We start from the raw sequence: 19,809 nt of genomic DNA, 5'->3' as shown, positions 1-19,809 counted from the left end.
ATATAGGACCTATTTCACTGCAATAGGTGGTATTTGTTGCTTGAATCGACTATTTATAGATAGCGAAATCTTCCATCGGATTTCTTACTTTCTTCATTGGTGCTAACCAGTCTTTTTCAGCGTCACGGTACCCAACATACATGAGGGTAACACTTTTTAATCCCAAACTTGCCAAGTCGAGTACTTCGTCTACCACTTCATTGTTAAAACCTTCGGCTGGTGTTGTATCGATACGTAATTCAGCTGCTTGCGCTAAAGAAAGTCCCAAGCCAATGTACGTTTGCTTAGCGGTATGGATGAAATGCTCTTGCTCGCTTTGCGATGCATACAGCTTTTTAATCATATCGGTGTAGCTGTTGAAACGACCTTCAGGAAGGTTGCGCTCGTCGGTTGTACGATTGTAAATGCTGTCAATACGCTCGTCGGTATACTTGTCCCAAGCTGCAAAAACCAATACATGCGAACAGTCGCGCATACATTCCGGGTTAAGTGCTCCTGGAATTAGTTTTTCACGTACTTCCTGACTTTCGACAACGATGATTCTAAAGGGCTGTAAGCCCGATGAGGTAGGAGCTAAGCGTGCTGCTTCAACGATTTTGTCTATGTCTTCTTTACTTACTTTTTTAGTTGGATCGTATGCTTTTGTAGCATGACGCCACTGTAAATTTTCTATTAATGTCATTTTTTATCTGTTTTAAATCAATCAAGTTTTCTATTTGCTCGTTACTTTTAAAATTTTATAAGCGATCTGTCGCATGGTTTCTATTTCTTCCATGCTGATCTCTAGCTCTGCGACCAATTTCTCAGGAATGCACTTCGCCTTTTTTTTCAAATCTCTGCCTGCTGTGGTTAACGTGATATCGACAACGCGTTCGTCGGCGGTACTACGTTGACGGTCTACCAATTGCTTTTGCTCCAAACGTTTCAGTAGGGGCGTCAAAGTACCGCTATCCAATAATAATTTGTGTCCGATCTGATTGACGGTTTGTTTGTCGCTTTCCCAAAGTACCATCAAGACCAGATATTGTGGATACGTAATGCCGATCTCATCTAGATGAGGACGGTAACGCTGTATGATCTCCCGACTCAATGCATAGAGCGGAAAGCAAAGCTGATTATCCAATTTTAAGTGATCGTTCATGTTAACTTGTGTGTGCTGCAAATATACAAATTTCTCACAACTATATTGTGCACAATATAAAAAACGATTTATTTAAGGTGTTTATTGACAGTGATATGGCATTGAGGGGACTTTAGCACGGTTTTTTATTTGAGGAGGGCTTAGGTAGTATATGCTGAAATAGTGAAGTGGTATAACGATCCTACTCGTCGTGATTTTGAACGGATTGGACTATTGGTCGATAGTGGGGCGACCGGATGGATTTTGAAGGGTTTATTCAAAATTTTGGTCTATAATTGGTTATTTAATTCTTTTCCTTTGGTTTAGCTGGATCTTATTGTCCATCCATTTTATGCCTGGCTTAGTAGCAAACCCTGTGCTATATGTACGCTTTCGTAAAGTTACGGACGAATAGGAGCCTGTTCTTACGGGAAACCGGAAAAAGCTTAATTTAAAGTTATTTTACTGCTAAACCTATGGTTATTTCGATCGAATGGTTGTGTGGATATTGTTTAGTGGATGGAAAAGAATCTTTAATGCCCTTTTGATAATAGTCCTTTAATATCATCCAAACTTTGCAGTACGGTTTTTAGGACTGTTTGTGCTTCGGGAAGGGTTGCTGTATGGTAACTATAGAATTCCCAAATTTCTATTATTTCCTCAATAGGTACTGTATAGGTATCGTAGAAGGGGTTCAATGATCGGCATTGAAGTAGTCCATTGTCTAGTATACGGATGGATTTGAAAACAATGTCTTGACCTCTCATGACCACGATAGCCAGTGTCTCGGGTTTGATGGTTCTCCAGTCTGCCATAAATTTTCCTGTAATATCCATTTTTTGAGGAAAAGGGAGCATGGAGTCGCCCATTATTGGAAAGGTGCGGTAAGTATTGTTTTTAGGAAGATTGGGGATATGGTATTTGGGCAAGTCGGCAATATAAATAGGGTCACAGTAGCCTCCAGAGATATAACCGGCCTTTCCCATGATAGGTACATAATCTACATTTTCATTATTCGTCTTATCGACACTGATGGCCAAAACACGAAGATTGCCACCTTTGATATAAATGTCATTACCTGCTTGTAGATCTCGGATTTTGAGTTCGCCCAATTTACTGATATCAACGGTTAGTAAAGTATCCAAACTGATTTTAAAATAAGTAGATACCGATAATAGGAAAGTTGGATCCATAGCCTTCGTTTTACCGATTTCAATAAGGGCAAGCTTCGTTCGCGTTACATTGATAGCATCGCCAAGCATGGTCTGACTCACTTTTTTGCGCTCACGGAGGAACTTCAGGTTACGGGCGAAAAATATTTTTGGTTCTTTGTCGTTCATTTGTTATAATTAGAAACACAAGATTGTTTCTATTGGAAACAAAAGTAATGGAAAATATCGAGAATAACAGGTGCATCATTTGAACTTGTTTATTTTTCTAGGGAATAGCTGCTGATAGATTTCTGGCCTTATTTAATCGCTCGTGTCTCAGTGGTTTTTATCTGTCTAGCTATTCTTGCGAATCGTGAATGCAGGTTTTAATTGTATAACAATCATTATTAAATTGAATAAGTTGAAAAATATGGAGTATGCCATCGTAGATATTGAAACCACTGGAGGCCATGCTCGAGGTAGCCGCATGACAGAAATTGCGATTGTCATCCATGATGGTGGTAAGGTTATAGAGCGATGGGAGTCACTTATCAATCCTGAACAGCATATTCCTTTAGCTATTTTTGGATTGACGGGAATTAATAATGAATTGGTAGCAGATGCGCCTGTTTTCGCAAGTATTGCAGAACAGGTATTTAATCTGCTTGAAGGACGTGTTTTTGTTGCGCATAACGTCAATTTTGACTATTCCTTCATTCGTCATCAGCTGGAAGAGGTGGGGTATAAATGGACCGCTAGGAAACTGTGTACCGTGAGATTGAGCAGGAAAATAAAACCAGGTTTACGGTCTTATAGCTTATGTAATTTGTGCGATAACCTAGCGATTCCGATTGCCAATCGCCATCGTGCTGGAGGAGATGCCGATGCGACTGCTGTCTTGTTCAGTTACTTGCTCCAATGGGATAATGAAGGAGTGATGGAGCAAATGCTTAAGAAAACCTCCGCCGATCAACGTTTTCCTGCTAATCTATCTCCTGAAGATTTTGAAGCATTACCGGATACGCCTGGAGTCTATTATTTTTTGAACCAACACGGAAAAGTAATCTATGTGGGTAAGGCAATTAATCTCAAAAAGCGAGTCGCATCTCATTTTACGGGCCATAATATCAATAAGCAACGGCAACATTTCTTAAAAGAGATCTATCATATCACTTTTGAGGTTTGCGCCAATGAGCTGATGGCTTTGCTGTTGGAGTGCGCTGAAATAAAAAGATTGTGGCCAGCTTACAATCGTGCTTTAAAACGTTTTGAGCCAAAATTTGGTTTGTTCAAGTATGAAGCCGTAAATGGTTACCAGTATTTGGCCGTTGGCAAACTGAAGAAACATAGCCAATGTATACAAGTATTCAACCTGGAAAGTGAAGGTATCCATGTTTTACGTCAATTAATGACTACATTTGGCCTGGATCATCGGTTATGCACCTTTGGATTATCGTCTGTTCCTTATGTAAGTAGGAACAATAATGAGTATGGTGATCTTCCAGAAATAGGTGCACATAATGCAAAAGTGGATTTGGCTATTGATTATCTAGTAGAGCAACAGCCCACATTCGTGATCACAGGTAAGGGAAGGACAGCAGAGGAAAAAAGTTATATCTGGGTCGAGCAAGGCAATTTCTATGCTATGGGTTATCTGGATCAGTATGCTCAAGTTGATGCAATGGAGGATATTCGCTCCACCTTGACGCGATACTATGGTAATCATTATATGATGCAATTAATCAAAGCATATATCAGCAAGTATCCGCATCAAGTAACTTACTTGAATGATTGTCAGAAAACGATCCTATTACCTGAACAAACGGGAGAATATGAAGATGGTTCTTTACGCTTGTTTTAAGTTTGACTATTATTGAATTAGAATAAAAGAATAAAAAAAGAATAAATGGAATTCGTATTATCAATCGTAAATATTGTTATTTTTTTGTCTCTCGCTTTATTGCACCTTTACTGGGTTTTTAATGGTCAGGTTGGTATCGCTGCATCTGTTCCGACCAAATTGAGTGGCATGAGAGTATTTACCCCCAGTCGATTGGGAACCTTTATAGTAGCGGTTGGCTTAATTGTGTTTGCGCTCACGAATATGGCTTTTGATGGCATCATAAAAGTGCCTGTGCCTTTCAACTATATCCTATATGTAATGTGGGGTATTTCTGTCATTTTTTTATTGCGGTTTATTGGTGATTTTAAATATTTTGGTATAACCAAACGTTTCCGGAAATCGATATTCGCTAGGAGAGATACTTATATCTATAATCCCATATGCTTGGTGCTCTCTATTACGCATGCTATCCTGATTAATTAAACGCTGTTAACGATCCGGAAGGGATAATTGATCATATCCACAGTTTTCGGGCTTCGATGAAAAGCGCAATCTGATTGAGCACAATAGATAGTTTTTTGGTGATATCTCTTGTCCAAAAGCGGAATACGGTATACCCCATATTCCTTAATGCACGGTTGACACTTTCATCTTTTTGCATGTTGCGTTCGATTTTTGGAATCCAAAATAAGCGATTGGTTTTGATACGGTTGCGATTGTTTTTCCAGTCGAAACCATGCCAGAACTCGCCATCTACAAATATAGCTAGTTTATACTTTTTGATAACGATATCTGGGGTGCCCGGAAGCGATTTGTCATGAAGCCGAAAACGGACATTCCTTGCCCATAGTGCTTTACGTAAAATCAGTTCTGGTTTTGAATTCTTAGCTCTTATTTTTGACATGATGCGACTACGCTTCCGACTGGTATAGAAACCCGATTTTTCTTCAAAACGTGGTACATGGATTTTCTCCGAATCGTCATCATAGGTCTGCATATTCTAAAATTACGGAATAATAGGATAAAGTAAAAACAAGACCTGTAATAAAATTAGGGATAATCAAGGATTGGATAGGTTGATAATTATTTTTACTAAAATAATTAGTTTGTCTAGAATTTATTTTTAAGTTTGTATAGATTTTGGTCGGTGCAATTTTCCTGCAAAAGAACAGTAGAATTTGCTGTAGATCATATGGTCGAAAAAAGATTCTGATGACTATTTTCGCGTATACCCGATGGTTATGGAGATAAATGGATCATGCGAATGATGAACAAAAAGACATTAATTTATAAGTTAGTGTTCAGGTTATTAAATGTTTAATATAGAATATAACAGGTTGGCGATTTAGTTTTTGAAATATTAAATCGATAACCTTACTTTTGTTACCATATATGGCAAAAAATATAAAGGTAATTGAGCTTTTTGCGGGTGTTGGTGGGTTCCACCTCGGCCTGACACAGGCTTCAAATGCCTACCAAGTTGTTTGGAGCAACCAATGGGAGCCTTCTACAAAAAGTCAACCCGCTTCAGAGGTTTATAGATTGCGTTTTCCGGATACTGCTCATTCCAATAACGATATAGCAGCAGTAATAGAAGATGATTTTCAGTCAATTCCTGACCATGATCTTTTGGTTGGTGGATTCCCGTGCCAAGATTATTCGGTAGCAAGTACCTTAAATCGTTCGGGTGGAATAGCAGGGAAAAAAGGGGTGTTATGGTGGTCGATATATAATATTTTAAATAAAAAAGGGGAGCAGAAGCCCAAATATCTTTTTTTGGAAAATGTGGATCGATTGTTGAAATCACCAGCAAAACAAAGAGGTAGAGACTTTGCGATTATGTTGGCTTCATTATCCGATCTTGGATATGCGGTCGAATGGCGCATTATCAACGCCGCAGAGTATGGTTTTCCACAGAGAAGGAGACGGATTTTTATTGTTGCCTATCATGAAACTTCAGCAATCTACAAGCAGATGCTCCAAGCGGATACTCAAGATTGGTTATTATCTGAAGGTGTCATCGCGGAGGCATTTCCGGCTTCTACCGAACATAGCAATTTTAGGGAATTTGAACTTGAAGGAGATCTTGAGTCGATAACGCAAGAATTCAATAAGAACAAATCTATAGCGGAAAGCCCATTTGAAAATGGGGGCTTGATGATCAATAGAAAAGTCTGTACACTAAAGACTATTCCCGATTACCAAGGCAACTATAGTAAATTGGAAGATATTTTGATACCTGAGGAAGAGGTGCCCAGCAATTATTTCATCAATGAGGATGATTTGGATAAATGGAATTATCTAAAAGGTTCCAAAAGTGAAGAACGGACCAATAAGGCGAGTGGTTTTACGTATCATTACTCTGAAGGGTCTATGGTATTTCCAGATGCACTGGACAGACCATCTCGTACTATTATTACGGGTGAAGGCGGTGCGGCAGCTTCTCGATTCAAGCATGTTGTCACTTGCAAGAGTGGTAAATTAAGGCGATTAACGCCCATGGAATTGGAACGACTCAATATGTTTCCAGATAACCATACCAAGGAAGCAACTGACGTGAAACGTGCATTTTTTATGGGTAATGCCCTCGTGGTGGGGGTCATCGAAAAGATAGGAAAAGAATTAATCAAAAGGATTTCGTAAGAAATCCTTTTTTGTTATCTTAAACTAGCTTTAATACCAATACCAGATATGTCAACCGAATTACCCTACGATAGGAAAGATAAATACGCGATACTTAAATATGCGCAATTACTAACAGGCAAATCCCTGCGCATGGTGATACAGGATAAACTTGCCCCGGATGTAGCCATACGGTTGGGGAAAGGAGGTTTTGGCACTATGGTGGAGGATCTGTATTTTGATTATCGTCCCAATTCGGATGCGCAGGCTGATTTTCCAGAGGCAGGTATTGAACTTAAAACAACTCCACTGAAAGTTGTACAAAAAGGGTTGGTGTCTAAGGAAAGGTTGGTGTTTAATATCATCAACTATATGGAAGAGCATCAGCAGGTTTTTCGGACAAGCTCGTTCTGGAAAAAAAATGCGGAATTGCTTTTGCTATTCTATATACACGATAAAGAAAAGGCTTTATTGGATTACCAATTCAAGATTGTGAGGTTATGGCGTTTTCCAGAAACAGACCTTAAAATAATAATCGATGACTGGAATACCATTGTGAAAAAGATTCGCGAAGGTAAGGCGCATGAATTATCTGAAGGGGACACGATGTATCTTGGAGCATGTACCAAAGGGGCAACAAAAGCATCCCTTCGTAGCCAACCATTTTCCGAAGACTTTGCCATGCAACGCGCCTTTTCTTTGAAGTCTAAATACCTCAATTTCATTGTGGAACAGTCTCTAAATGGTGATGAACATGCTATTGATGAACGTGAATATGAGTACTTGCTAAGTGAATCTGTACTTAGTAGGGAGGAGTATGAGCTTTCGGAAAAAGTCGAGCCGCCAGTTGGAGAGCAGATCGTCCGATCGGTAAGTGAATATAAACAGGGGCAGACATTTGAGGATCTAGTGGTCGAACGGTTTGCAGCGCACATAGGTTGGTCCGAAGCGGAGCTTATCGCTCATTTTAAACTCAACATAAAACCGAATGCTAAAAACCGGTATCAAGTAATCTGCAATCGGATAATGGGGGTGACGGGGAAGTATATTGAAGAATTCGAGAAAGGAGAGGTGGCCATGAAAACTGTGATGCTGCAACATAACGGTAACCTGAAAGAGAGCATGTCTTTCCAACAAATAAAATATCAAGAGATAGTCCATGAAGATTGGCTTGAATCTTACTTTTATCAGGCATTGAGCAAGCGATTTTTCTTCGTTGTTTTTCAGCAAGATAATCGTGCTGTACCGAGACTTTTTAAGGTTAAGTTTTGGACCATGCCCCTAGCTGATCTAATGATTGCCGAAGCTTTTTGGGAGGATACTAAATCTAAAATTGCAGCGGATAGTTTCGATAACTTCATTAAAATAGCAGATGATCAGATTTGTCATGTTCGACCTAAAGCTAGAGATTCTCAAGACCTCATGCTGACGGCATCTGGACGGATGGAGAAAAAGAAAGCTTATTGGTTAAACAGTAGTTATATCAAAGAGGTTGTTTTGACAGAAATTTAAAATGAAGGATTGTTTTGTAGCCTTTCTTGTCATTTTACTAGTCTTTTGCATGATAATATGAGAAGGTAATCTTTACAAAAAAAAAGACCAGTATACCTGGTCTTTTCTCAATATGTTATTCCGTTTTTCCACCACTAACATGTTTATATTGTGGTACTAAATCCACCTTGCTAAATAAATGTGGGGCGTTCATTTCAATACCTGCTGCTAAGAAATCATTGAGGATCAGTTGATGGATTTCGGATTTAGCCAATTCAATTTCTCCAGATTGGGATATAAATGCATTCAACTCATAGAGCACATAGAAGTCGTCCAATTTTTTTTGTAAAACAAAAGGAGCTGGATTCGTTTTTACCCGTTGTACACGAGCAGGTATGGCCAATAGTAATTCATGTACCCGTTCCCAAGGTTCTTCATAACCTACCGATACTTCGACTTGAAAGCAAATCCCCTGCTCGGAAAATGTCGAGTAATTGATGGTGTTGCCAGAGAGTATCGAAGAATTAGGAATGGTAATTTCTTCATTTTTAATCGTTCGTAATCGGGTAACTAAAGGTGATTTCTCAATGACCACCCCCGTTTTATCTGCAATTGTGATGCGGTCGCCGATGCGGAACGGACGCATATAGGTAATAACGAGGCCTGCAATGATATTGGATATCGCAGACGACGATCCTAAGGAGAACAACACCCCGATAAAGACAGAAATACCTTTGAAGATATCTGAATTTGATCCTGGGAGATAAGGAAATATGAGGACTAATGTAAAAGCATGAAGTAGAAACCGGACGATTGTAAAGGTGGGCATGGCAAATTCACGATGAAAACCACTCATTTCCAACTTTCCCTTATCGATTTCATTGAATATATATTTGATAAACTTTACGGCATAGTGCATAATAAAAAGGATAACAAATATGGTAACCAATTTGAGGATGTATGTCCAAACAGCCTAGATTGCTTTTTTCAAGGGTTTGGTGAATAAACCGATGAGGTTGTTTGCCCAGCTCTGTGTAAATGGAAATACACTAAAAATAATCGGAAGCACGATGAACGCCATTAAAATAATTAGACCCCATCGCAGAATCCCAATGATACTGATGAACATTCGCGTTTTCTGCACCGAGGTGACCAATACATAATTCTTGATTTTGATATCCTTGATCCGTTGGGTGCGTTCGGTCAATATACGCTGTACACTGTAGGCCCTCATTTTATTGATCAACAGGATCAATAAATAAAATACGATGAGGATGAGGACGATCAGTCCGGTTCTGATTAATAATTTGGTGATGCTATTGTTTTCTTTTTCTTGTGTAATGGTATGCTGGATATTCTGTAAATACTGTTTGGCGACCTCTTCTTTATTTTTTCCTTCAAGTAAAGCGTCAAGTTCTGTGATCGAGGTGATGATCAGGTCTTTGTAGACGATATCAGAACTGATCTCATTGTTTTCAATCTTGAACGAGTCTACTTTTACAAAATCATCTTCATAGAGATTTTGGATTCGTGCGACTACATTTTGAGCACGGTCTTTAGCTAAAGATGATCCTAATTTATTGTAAATATAAAATATGGTGTCTTGAAAAGGTGCAACAGCATAACGTTTTGTGTTTTTCTTGATGGAGTCGACCTTGATTTTTAGCTGTTGATTTCGGATATTATTTTCCTCGTCGAAGTTATTGAGTTGCTGTTTTAAGTTCTCTTTCTTTGGACTATTTTGAGTTTTTAGATTTGTGATCTCTGATTGTAGCTTTACGCGTTCCAACGAGTCATTGATCTGTTGTTGACGAATACCGTTCAATAGAGAACTCAGTCCAAGTTCTTTCGTATCGGTAGAGTCCGCTTCTTGAGCTGTAAGACTGCTGAAGCTCGTAATGAACAATATAGCAGTAAGGAAACAAAGGTGAAATCTTTTCATATTTAACTGAATATCTTTGTTCTAAAGCCTTTAAAACAGTTGTAGATGGGGCGATTTAGAATGGCCAAACTTAGATAAATTTGCTTGCTTAAACAACATGGATTATGATGAATAATTTATGGTCGATTTAATTTTTCTATCGTTACTGATTGACGTCATGTTTGTTTCCATTCTAATCTTTTTCGACTGAGCGTGAGCTTTATTGGAAAATTAGTTTTGCTAAAGTTCTGTAATCTGCATTTATGCATAAATGCATTTGTTGATAAAATAGGTTGGTAGATTTTTTACTAATAGTTATTTATTAAATGGTTGTAACACTGTCTTGAATTGCTGTTTTGCTAAATTATATAGCCTTGAAAAATTGAAGTTTATTGGAGGTCCCTCATAACTAATGAATAATCTGCATTAAAAATTGACTTTCTGTTATCAATCTAATTTTCCTCCTTTTATTCTTGTATAGTTTGCTTTAATCTATTTTGGAGGTATTTTACGTCTGTTTTCTTTCGTTTCATAAATAGATTTCCGGGATATTCAACATAAGGTATAATGTTAACATTTTGTTGTTGCATTTCGTGAATTTTAATTCATCAAATACATGTTTTTTACCTGTTTTCAAACGTTTTCGTAAATAAATACCCAAATTTGATGCATTTGTCAGAGATTAATTAATACTATTGTTTAGTGTTAATTAAGTTATAACCAGTTGATGAAGGTAGGTCTTATTTCCCTTCATTATTAAACCTTTTGTTGCATTAAAAAACTTAACCTATGAAAGAAATTCGTTATTTATTTCAATTGTTTTTTTTTCTATGGAGTATGCTATTCGCATTCCATGGACAGGTATATGGTCAGGGTTCGGAGCGGGATATCGTGGGGTTGGTAAAATCTGCTGACGGTCATTTTTTAGAAAAGGTTAGTGTTAAGCTGAAGGGAACTTCAATTGGAACCGCTACTGACGTCAATGGAAGATATAGGATCAGGATACCTGTTTCTCCGACAACTATTACTTTGGTCTTTAGCCATAAAGGATATGAAACTAAAGAGCTTGAAACGCAAGGTAAAGATGATATTGAAGTGATACTGAAAGATTATGTGGAGGATTTGGAAGAGGTCGTCGTGATTGGTTATGGTACAGCTAAACGTAAAGATGTCACGGGTGCAATTGCTTCCGTTCAGGCTGAAAAGCTTGAAAAAGAGGCTCCTCGTTCTATACAGGATCTACTTCGTGGGAATGCCGCAGGTATGGTCATTGGTATGGGGCACTCCGCTAAGGGGGATGCCGATTTACTTGTTAGGGGAAATGGCACTTTAAAAGCTGGAAATAGTCCTTTGAATGTAATCGATGGGGTGATCTTTGATGGTACTTTTGCTGATATCAATCCCAATGATATTCAATCTATCGATATCTTAAAAGATGCCAGTGCTACTGCAGTTTATGGGGCAAAGGCGGCCAATGGGGTGGTCTTGATCACAACAAAAAAGGGGAAGAAGGGTAAACCTACGATTACCTTTAATGGCAATTTTGGCATGGTTGAGAATGCAGGAATGTCTCGTGTAATGACAGCCGATGAGTTTTTGAACTATCGATATGACTATGAGGTTGGGAAAAATACGACCGCTTATTTAGAGCAATATCCAGAAAGGTTTATGGATCCGCGTAAGCTAACTGCGGTGAGTCAATTGGATTGGTTCAATTATAGTCAAAAAGATCCTGTGACAGCTGTTACGGAAGATGAGTTGGTCAGGACTTGGTTGTCACGTTTGGAGTTGAAGACTCCGGAAATTGAGAATTACCTGAATAATAAGATCACAAACTGGCAAGATCTGGTTTACCAAAAAGGTATCCAACAAGATTATTCGGTTGCGGTATCCAACAGCAATGAAACGTCGAATTACTATTTTTCGTTAAACCATGTGGATAGAGAAGGGATCATCGTAGGAGATCGATTCAAGAATTTTCGTACGCGTCTGAATTTGGAAACTAAAATTACACCTTATCTGAAGGTGGGTGCCAATAGCAATTTTGCAGTACGAAACGAAGGGTTTTTAAGTGCAGATTGGAACCAATCGGCCATTATTTCTCCTTATGGGTCTAATAATATGGATGATCCAACAAGTATTTATCAAAGATTGCCAACGGGTGACGTAACTCCTGTCAACCCGTTCTTTGATAATCAATTTAGAGACCGCAAAGATGTGTACAATACCTTGAATTCGAGTTTGTATGCAGTCGTCAGCTTGCCTTTTGGTATTGAATTGCAATCTAATTTCACTCCTTCATTTGTATGGCAAGAATATTACAACCATGATTCTTCTAAAAATCCTGAATGGGCGGCCAAGGGTGGTAGTAGTGAGCGCACTTTCAAGAAAACCTATAATTGGCAATTGGATAATGTGCTGAGATGGAAGAAAAGGTTTGATATCCATAACTTCGAGGTTACCCTTTTGCAGAATGCGGAAAAGGGACAAGCTTGGAAAACAAAAGCTACCTCTTCTCAATTTGTTCCAAGTGATGTACTTGGTTGGCATAGATTGCAGGCCGGTACTATACCCATCAATGAAAGCGAGGATACTTACAAAACTGGAGATGCGCTAATGGCCCGTTTATTCTACTCTTTGAAAGATCGGTATATGTTAACTGCTTCGATTAGAAGGGATGGGTTTTCGGCATTTGGTTCTCAGAATCCAAGAGCCACTTTCCCAGCCTTGGCATTTGCTTGGGACTTCTCCTCAGAAGGATTTATGAATAATATGGCATGGCTAGATTATGGTAAACTGAGGTTGTCTTGGGGTAAAAATGGAAATCGCGATATCGGTATGTACGAAGCTTTATCGGATATGACTTCTGGATTGCATCCCTATATTGATGAAAGTGGAAACATCTATCTATCCTCACAATTGTATGTCAATAGAATGGCAAATCTAGGGTTGAAGTGGGAGACAAAAGCTTCTTACAATGCTGGGTTAGATTTCTCCATATTTAAAGGTAAGCTGAGTGGAGCAGTGGACTTCTATACGGCTACGACACAGGATCTTTTAGTCAATCGGTCTTTACCTGATATCATTGGTTTTAGTAGTGTTGCTGCAAACTTGGGCGAACTTAACAACAAGGGATTCGATATTACTTTGAACAGCAACTTGTTGAAAAAGGGAGATTTCAATTGGAATGCCTCTGCGATTTTTATGTTAAACCGAAGAAAGATAGTATCGCTTTATGGAGATATGATCGATATTAAGGATAGTCAAGGAAATGTGATTGGACAGAAGGAAGCGGATGATATTGACAATAAGTGGTTTATTGGACAGGATCCCGATAGAATCTGGGCTTATGAACGGAATGGCGTTTGGCAGCTAGGGGAAGAGGAAGAAGCTGAAATATATGGTAATCAACCCGGTGATTTTAAGTATATCGATCAAAATGGCGATCAAGTGATGACGAATGAGGATCGTACATTTCAGGGGTATAGGTCTCCGAGATTTAGATGGTCATTTCGGAATGAATTCAGTTATCGCGACTTGAGCCTTTCTTTCTTTTTGTATTCCAACTGGGGACAATTTAATGACTTTAATCGGGCGGCAAACAATAACAGTTTTGCGGATCGGAGTACTGATTATGCACTACCAAGATGGACGGCAGACAATCCAATTAATGATTATGCACGTATCGGTTCTAAAAATATAGGCACTTATTACGTGGATAAATCATTTATTCGATTGGAAAATATCGTATTGTCCTATAATCTGCCAAAATCAATCTTGAATACGATACAGGTTCAGAATCTGAGGGTTTCGGCATCTATCAGAAACGCAGCATATTGGACTAAAGATTGGAAATTTGGAGATCCTGAATCGAAAACAGTTGATAATTCATATGGAATACCGACACCTAGAACTTATAACCTGAGTCTCAACGTTACTTTATAATTGTTACATCATGAAATTTGAAAAGAAAATTATACCTGCACTAACAATTGGTTTTTTTACAATGCTCACGTACTCCTGCAGTAAGGAATGGCTCAAGCCGCAGCCATTGTCTTTTTATGAACCTGATATTGCACTGTCTGATGCGAAAGGAATGTACTCTGCATTGACCGCTTGTGAACGGAATATGCGCCATGAGTTTTTTGGTGATGCTCCTCCTATATTGACTGAAATGATACAATCGGATATCGCTGTTGAAGGTACTACCGATAAGGCGGGACCTCAAATGGATATGGATATCGCCCTAATGCCTGATGCAGACCTTAATAATAACGATAGAACGAAAGTCGGTTGGTATTGGTATGAAGGGTATAAAGGAATCAAATATGCGAATCTCATTATATCTCGGATTGATGTAGCAGTTTTTAAAGATGAGCAAGAAAAGAATGCCGTCCTTGGTGCTGCATACTTCCAAAGAGCATACCGTTATTTTAAATTAGTTCATCAATTTGGAGATGTGCCTTTTATCGATAAGGAAATCAATGAGCCTAAGTATGATTTTTATAGCAGTAATCGGTGGAGCATCCTAGAAAAGTTGAAAAAGGATTTAGAATTTGCTTATCAATGGGTCCCTGAAAGAGTTGATAGGGGACGTACTTCAAAGGCTGCTTGTGGGGTATTGCTGATGAAAGTAAATATGGCTTTGCTGGATTTTGACAGCGCTATTACTGTTGGTAAAGAAATTGTTGCAATGCATCCGTTGATGAAAAATAGATTTACCTCCAATAAGTCAAAACCAAACACTAACTTAATGTTTGATTTGCATAGTGTTGAGGCTAAACTGGATGGCGCCAATTCGGAAGGATTGATGTATGTGGTTTCTTTTCCAGGTGTGGATGGGTCTGATCGTATCAGGACCATGCGTAACGCGGTTCCATTTTGGAATAATGGTGGTATTAAGACTCCTGATGGTAAAACTGGGACCAGTATTGTATTGGCAGAGAATGAACAAGATAATTCGTTAGATCTAAATAAAAATTATGGTCGGGGAATTGGAAGATTACGTCCAACTTGGTATTCTACCAATGAAATCTGGAGAAAGGGTAAGGAAGACAATGATCTAAGGGGCATCATGAATCGCGATAGTTGGAAAACAATGGAAGACCTAAAATATAATGAACCTACGCTAAAAAAAGATGGAAATCAATGGTATGGAAAAAATTTCGTTAAGCCTGTAGGGATGAGCGTAGAAGACTCCATTCGTCTTTGGTTTTCTTGGCCACATTATAAGATCTTTGTACCAGATCCTTTGCAGACACAATGGGAAGGTGGTGAGACTCCTTGGTACATCTACCGTTCGGCGGAGGTATTTCTATTATTGGCTGAAAGTTATTATTGGAAGAATGACCTTGGACAAGCAGCTATAGCTATGAATGAGGTTAGGGAAAGGGCCGGTGCTTCCAAATTGACTGCTGCAGACATCAATATAGGAGAGATATTGGATGAACGTGCTCGAGAGCTCTATTATGAAGAAAATAGGCATATCGAACTGGTGAGGATTGCTTATACCTATGCGAAAAGTAAAAAATCCTGTGAAATATTTGGAGGACGTACCTATAATCTGGATGGAATAAGTGGTTCAGGAGGCGTTAATTCCAATATCAAGCAGGAAGGTGTTAATTTTTGGTATGACAGAGTCGTTTCTAAAAGTAATTTTTACAATAAAGGTGTGAAGCATAAGTGGGCTGAATACAAAGTTAGCGTGCATCATATGTTATGGCCTATTCCTGCTAAGGCTATCAATACGAATATCAAAGGGGTAATCAATCAGAATATTGGGTATCCAGGAGCTGAGAGAAATCAAATTCCCTTACTATTGGAAGCTGAGCATAATGAAGTGAAAGCAAAAACGTAAACCATAAAGTTGAATAAAAATATCTAATTATAAGCTAATGAAAAACAATGTAATTTTTAAGTCGATTCTCCTTGTAGCACTATTAAGTAATGGCGTATTGTCGCATGCTCAAGAGGATAGAAGCAAGGAGAAGGGGTGGGTAAACCTGTTTGATGGAAAGACGCTCAATGGTTGGAAGTCTGTTGGAGGTAAGGCTCCTTATTCTATAGAAGGGGAAACAATTGTTGGACGTATGACAAAAGGGACTCCGAATTCATTTTTAATCACAGAAAAAGAATATGGTGATTTTATTTTAGAGTTGGATGTAAAGCTTGAAGGAGACCAAACGAATTCGGGTATCCAGACACGGAGTCACTTGGATCCGAATGCGAATGGTGGTCTTGGTCGTGTTTATGGTCGTCAGGTTGAAATAGATCCATCTGAAAGGGCGTGGACGGGTGGTATCTATGATGAAGCTCGTCGCAGTTGGTTATATCCATTGGATCTAAATGAAAGTGCAAAAAAAGCGTATAAGCAAGAGGAATTTAATCATATCCGCATCGAAGCTATTGGAGACGAATTGCGTACTTGGGTAAACGATATCCCTGTTTCTTATGTGGTAGATACGATCGATCGGACTGGATTTATCGGTCTTCAGGTGCATAGTATTCCTGAAAAATTGGATGGGAAGAAGGTGTATTTCAAAAATATTAAGATACAAACTTCTAATCTGAAATCGAGAGCTTTTCCTAAGGACGTCTATATTGTGAACCTGAAGCCTAACGAAGTTGTGGCTTCTGAAAAGAAAAGTGGTGTCAAATTGTTATTTGATGGAAAGAGTAGCAACGGTTGGAGGAGCGTTAATGGTGATAAATTCCCGGCGAAAGGTTGGGAAGTGAACAATGGCGAGTTAAAAGTGTTGAAGTCGGATGGCTCAGAATCTACCAATGGGGGCGATATCGTTACGAAGGATAAGTATGCAATTTTTGATTTATCTTTTGAATTTAAACTGAGTCCTGGTGCCAACAGTGGTGTTAAATATTTTGTGACGCTTAAAGAAAAAACAAAGGGATCTGCTATTGGATTGGAATATCAGGTGTTGGATGATAAGCTTCATCCCGATGCGAAAATGGGGAGAGATGGTAACCGTACGTTAGCTTCACTTTATGACTTAATGACTTCCAATCAAGATGGACGTGCACGTAGATCTATTGGGGAATGGAATAGAGGTCGAGTTGTGGTGACTGCCGACAACAAAGTGGAGCACTACTTGAATGGTGTTAAAATGTTGAGCTATGAACGTGGGTCTAAGGAATTCAAGGATTTAGTGGCTAAGAGTAAGTATAAAGATTGGGTAGATTTTGGTGAGGCTAAAGAAGGATATATCTTGTTGCAGGATCATGGAGATCAGGTCTCATTCCGTAGTATAAAAATCAATACAAGTAACTAAATTATAAGAGTATGAATCATTATTTATCGCGCAGGAGTTTTGTAAAAAAATCAGCGTTAGCGGGTGGAGCGGTGTTATTCGCAAATAGTGTGTTGGGAAATATTCAATTGGCCAAGCCAAATGAACGCGTCAATTTGGCTTGTGTAGGTTTGGGAAATAGGGGAGGAGAGATCATTAAAGCCTTATATGCAACAGGGTTATGCAATATCGTTGCGCTTTGTGATGTTGATCTTGGTGCAAAACAGACAGAAGAGATTCTTTCGATGTTTCCTGACGCACCAAGGTTTCAAGATTTTAGGGTGATGTTTGATAAAATGTCCAATCAGATCGATGCTGTAAGTATCGGAACTCCTGATTTTTCTCATTTTGCCATCACCATGTTGGCATTGGATCTTGGTAAACACGTATATGTTGAAAAACCAATGGCCAGAACGTTTCATGAAGTAGAATTGATGACTAACAAGGCTAGGAAAACACCTAAGATAGTAACTCAAATGGGAAATCAAGGGCATTCGGAAGCCAATTATTTTCAATTTAAAGCATGGGAGGATGCTGGAATTATCAAAGATGTGACCCGTATAGATGCACATATGAATATGCCTCGTAGATGGCATGGCTGGAATGTCAATATGAAAGGATTTCCGGCAGCAGAAACAAGTCCACAGACACTAGATTGGGAACTTTGGCAGATGCAGACGATGGGACATGATTATAATAAGGATTTTGTCAATGGACAATGGCGCTGCTGGTATGATTTTGGTATGGGGGCTTTGGGGGATTGGGGAGCGCATATATTGGATACGGCACATGAGTTTCTAAATCTTGGACTACCTACTGAAGTGTCTGCTGTAAACCTGGATGGACATAATTCTTATTTCTTCCCGATGTCATCGACATTGAATTTTCATTTTCCAAAAAGAAAAAGGATGCCTGCTGTTGATATCAATTGGTATGATGGTCTAAACAATCTGCCGCCAATACCAGAGGGCTATGGGGTTTCGGGTTTGGATCCTAATATTCCGGCGCCAAGTACAGGAAAACTAGAACCTGCAAAATTGAATCCAGGGAAAATCATTTACAGTAAAGACCTCATGTTCAAGGGTGGTTCTCATGGAAGTACATTGCAAATCATCCCCGAATCTAAAGCTAAAGATATGGAGTCTAAGTTGCCAGTAGTACCCGTATCTCCATCCAACCATTTTGCTAATTTTCTAAAAGCCTGCAAGGGTGAAGAAAAAACTAGATCTCCATTTGAAATAGCGGGTCCATTAAGCCAAGTGTTTTGTTTGGGAGTTATCGCGCAACGGTTGAATGCGAAACTTATATTTGATCCGGAGAAGAAAGAAATCGTGAACAATATATTTGCCAATGCTTTATTGGCAGGCCCTCCGCCAACGCGAGGTTGGGAACAGTATTATAGCATGTAGCTCATGAAATAAAATAGTGTATTTAGGTTTGTTTATAAAAAAAGAGAGGTGAAAACCTCTCTTTTTTATGTTAATGTTAGTATTGCCATTGAGGAGGTAGATCTAATTGATTTTTTCGACATGCGATTCAGTCAATGCTATCTGTCCTTTGTGTAACATATAGCCATGAGAATTGTTGTATAGTTATGGAATCTGTTTATTATGCTGGCACAAGTGGTATTCTTTTGCCATATAAGAACAAGAGTTATTATCCCGAAAAATTACAGGATAAAAGTAGGTTAGCGGTTTGTAGCCTCTTGTTCAATTCGGTAGAGATCAATAGTTCTTTTTATCATATACCGCGTGCAGTAACCATGCTACGGTGGTCGCACGAAGTGACCGATGGTTTTCTTTTCACCTTTAAATTGTGGAAAGGGATTACTCATGCCAAGGGGTTGGCCTTTGAAGCGGCGGATGTCGCGCGGTTTATGGAAGCTATCGCTGCTGTTGGAGAAAAGAAAGGATGCTTATTGATTCAATTGCCCCCATCGGCACATTTTGATGCGTTGTTGCCTTTGAATCGGCTGCTGGAGACGATCGTCGGTCTGCCGCAGAGCAAAGGCTGGAGAATCTGTGTGGAGTTTCGGCATCCATCATGGTATCGAGCAGAAACCATGCAACTGCTGGATGATTACCGTTTTGCCATGGTATTGCATGATAAGAATAATAAGGGAATCAACCTCCAGCATACCGGTGCAAATTTTATTTATCTCCGCTTTCACGGTCCTGGGGGTGATTACCGAGGGAGTTATGACGATGCTTTTCTACAAGAATATAGCGCATATATAAAGGAATGGCTCTCTGATGGTAAAGATGTTTTTGTTTACTTTAACAATACCATGGGAGCAGCTATTGCTAACCTAAACACCTTGTCGGCCTATGTGATAGAAGGTGATGTACGCTAGCTGA

Annotated in this window: 15 protein-coding genes; 9 read left to right on the top strand and 6 right to left on the bottom strand. The window is 39.0% G+C overall.

From position 1 onward, the window contains the following. Positions 1-49: 49 nt before the first annotated feature. From KO02_RS15505 to KO02_RS15495, 3 genes are all read right to left on the bottom strand, one after another. Complete coding sequence (locus KO02_RS15505; RefSeq protein ID WP_038699712.1) at positions 50-682, bottom strand: NAD(P)H-dependent oxidoreductase; 633 nt, start codon at positions 680-682, stop codon at positions 50-52. Positions 683-712: 30 nt separating this feature from the next. Next, the gene (locus KO02_RS15500) at positions 713-1,141 is read right to left on the bottom strand and encodes a MarR family winged helix-turn-helix transcriptional regulator (RefSeq protein WP_038699710.1); all 429 of its coding nucleotides are present in this window, start codon (positions 1,139-1,141) and stop codon (positions 713-715) included. Between the two features lie 512 nt (positions 1,142-1,653). Continuing rightward, entirely contained in the window at positions 1,654-2,460 is an 807-nt protein-coding gene (locus KO02_RS15495; protein ID WP_038699708.1) for an XRE family transcriptional regulator, read from the bottom strand. 241 nt (positions 2,461-2,701) lie between these two features. Here KO02_RS15495 and KO02_RS15490 point away from each other — a divergent pair, with 241 nt between their 5' ends. Further along, complete coding sequence (locus KO02_RS15490) at positions 2,702-4,132, top strand: exonuclease domain-containing protein (protein WP_200878673.1); 1,431 nt, start codon at positions 2,702-2,704, stop codon at positions 4,130-4,132. A gap of 45 nt (positions 4,133-4,177) precedes the next feature. Continuing rightward, the gene (locus KO02_RS15485) at positions 4,178-4,597 is read left to right on the top strand and encodes a DUF3995 domain-containing protein (RefSeq protein WP_038699706.1); all 420 of its coding nucleotides are present in this window, start codon (positions 4,178-4,180) and stop codon (positions 4,595-4,597) included. 31 nt (positions 4,598-4,628) lie between these two features. Here the strand turns inward: KO02_RS15485 and KO02_RS15480 are convergent, their stop codons facing one another. After that, on the bottom strand, positions 4,629-5,111 hold the full coding sequence (locus tag KO02_RS15480; protein ID WP_038699704.1) for a very short patch repair endonuclease: 483 nt from the start codon (positions 5,109-5,111) through the stop codon (positions 4,629-4,631). 395 nt (positions 5,112-5,506) lie between these two features. Here KO02_RS15480 and KO02_RS15475 point away from each other — a divergent pair, with 395 nt between their 5' ends. Together KO02_RS15475 and KO02_RS15470 are read left to right on the top strand one after the other, a co-directional pair. Then, complete coding sequence (locus tag KO02_RS15475) at positions 5,507-6,757, top strand: DNA cytosine methyltransferase (protein WP_038699702.1); 1,251 nt, start codon at positions 5,507-5,509, stop codon at positions 6,755-6,757. A 48-nt stretch (positions 6,758-6,805) separates the two neighbouring features. Further along, positions 6,806-8,248, top strand: a complete 1,443-nt coding sequence (locus KO02_RS15470; RefSeq protein WP_038699700.1) for a MutH/Sau3AI family endonuclease — start codon at positions 6,806-6,808, stop codon at positions 8,246-8,248. 115 nt (positions 8,249-8,363) lie between these two features. Here KO02_RS15470 and KO02_RS22895 read toward each other — a convergent pair whose 3' ends face one another. Together KO02_RS22895 and KO02_RS22890 are read right to left on the bottom strand one after the other, a co-directional pair. Further along, on the bottom strand, positions 8,364-9,146 hold the full coding sequence (locus KO02_RS22895) for a mechanosensitive ion channel family protein (protein WP_051959974.1): 783 nt from the start codon (positions 9,144-9,146) through the stop codon (positions 8,364-8,366). Between the two features lie 54 nt (positions 9,147-9,200). Next, positions 9,201-10,169, bottom strand: coding sequence for a hypothetical protein (locus KO02_RS22890; RefSeq protein WP_051959973.1), 969 nt, complete (start codon positions 10,167-10,169; stop codon positions 9,201-9,203). A gap of 768 nt (positions 10,170-10,937) precedes the next feature. On the opposite strand from KO02_RS22890, the gene KO02_RS15460 reads away from it, so the two are divergent. The 5 genes from KO02_RS15460 (at position 10,938) to KO02_RS15440 (ending at position 19,805) form a co-directional block, all read left to right on the top strand. Beyond that, a complete protein-coding gene (locus KO02_RS15460) occupies positions 10,938-14,093 on the top strand; it encodes a SusC/RagA family TonB-linked outer membrane protein (RefSeq protein ID WP_038699698.1) in 3,156 nt (1,051 codons plus the stop codon). Positions 14,094-14,103: 10 nt separating this feature from the next. Next, positions 14,104-16,005, top strand: a complete 1,902-nt coding sequence (locus KO02_RS15455; protein WP_038699696.1) for a RagB/SusD family nutrient uptake outer membrane protein — start codon at positions 14,104-14,106, stop codon at positions 16,003-16,005. A gap of 37 nt (positions 16,006-16,042) precedes the next feature. Further along, a complete protein-coding gene (locus KO02_RS15450; protein WP_038699694.1) occupies positions 16,043-17,434 on the top strand; it encodes a DUF1080 domain-containing protein in 1,392 nt (463 codons plus the stop codon). Between the two features lie 11 nt (positions 17,435-17,445). Further along, positions 17,446-18,861: a Gfo/Idh/MocA family oxidoreductase gene (locus KO02_RS15445; RefSeq protein ID WP_038699692.1), complete on the top strand. Its 1,416-nt coding sequence runs from the start codon at positions 17,446-17,448 to the stop codon at positions 18,859-18,861. A 134-nt stretch (positions 18,862-18,995) separates the two neighbouring features. Then, complete coding sequence (locus tag KO02_RS15440; protein WP_235212271.1) at positions 18,996-19,805, top strand: DUF72 domain-containing protein; 810 nt, start codon at positions 18,996-18,998, stop codon at positions 19,803-19,805. Positions 19,806-19,809 lie beyond the last annotated feature (4 nt).

The sequence above is a fragment of the Sphingobacterium sp. ML3W genome (assembly GCF_000747525.1).
GTDB lineage: Bacteria > Bacteroidota > Bacteroidia > Sphingobacteriales > Sphingobacteriaceae > Sphingobacterium.
This window is presented reverse-complemented; position numbering and strand designations above follow the sequence as displayed.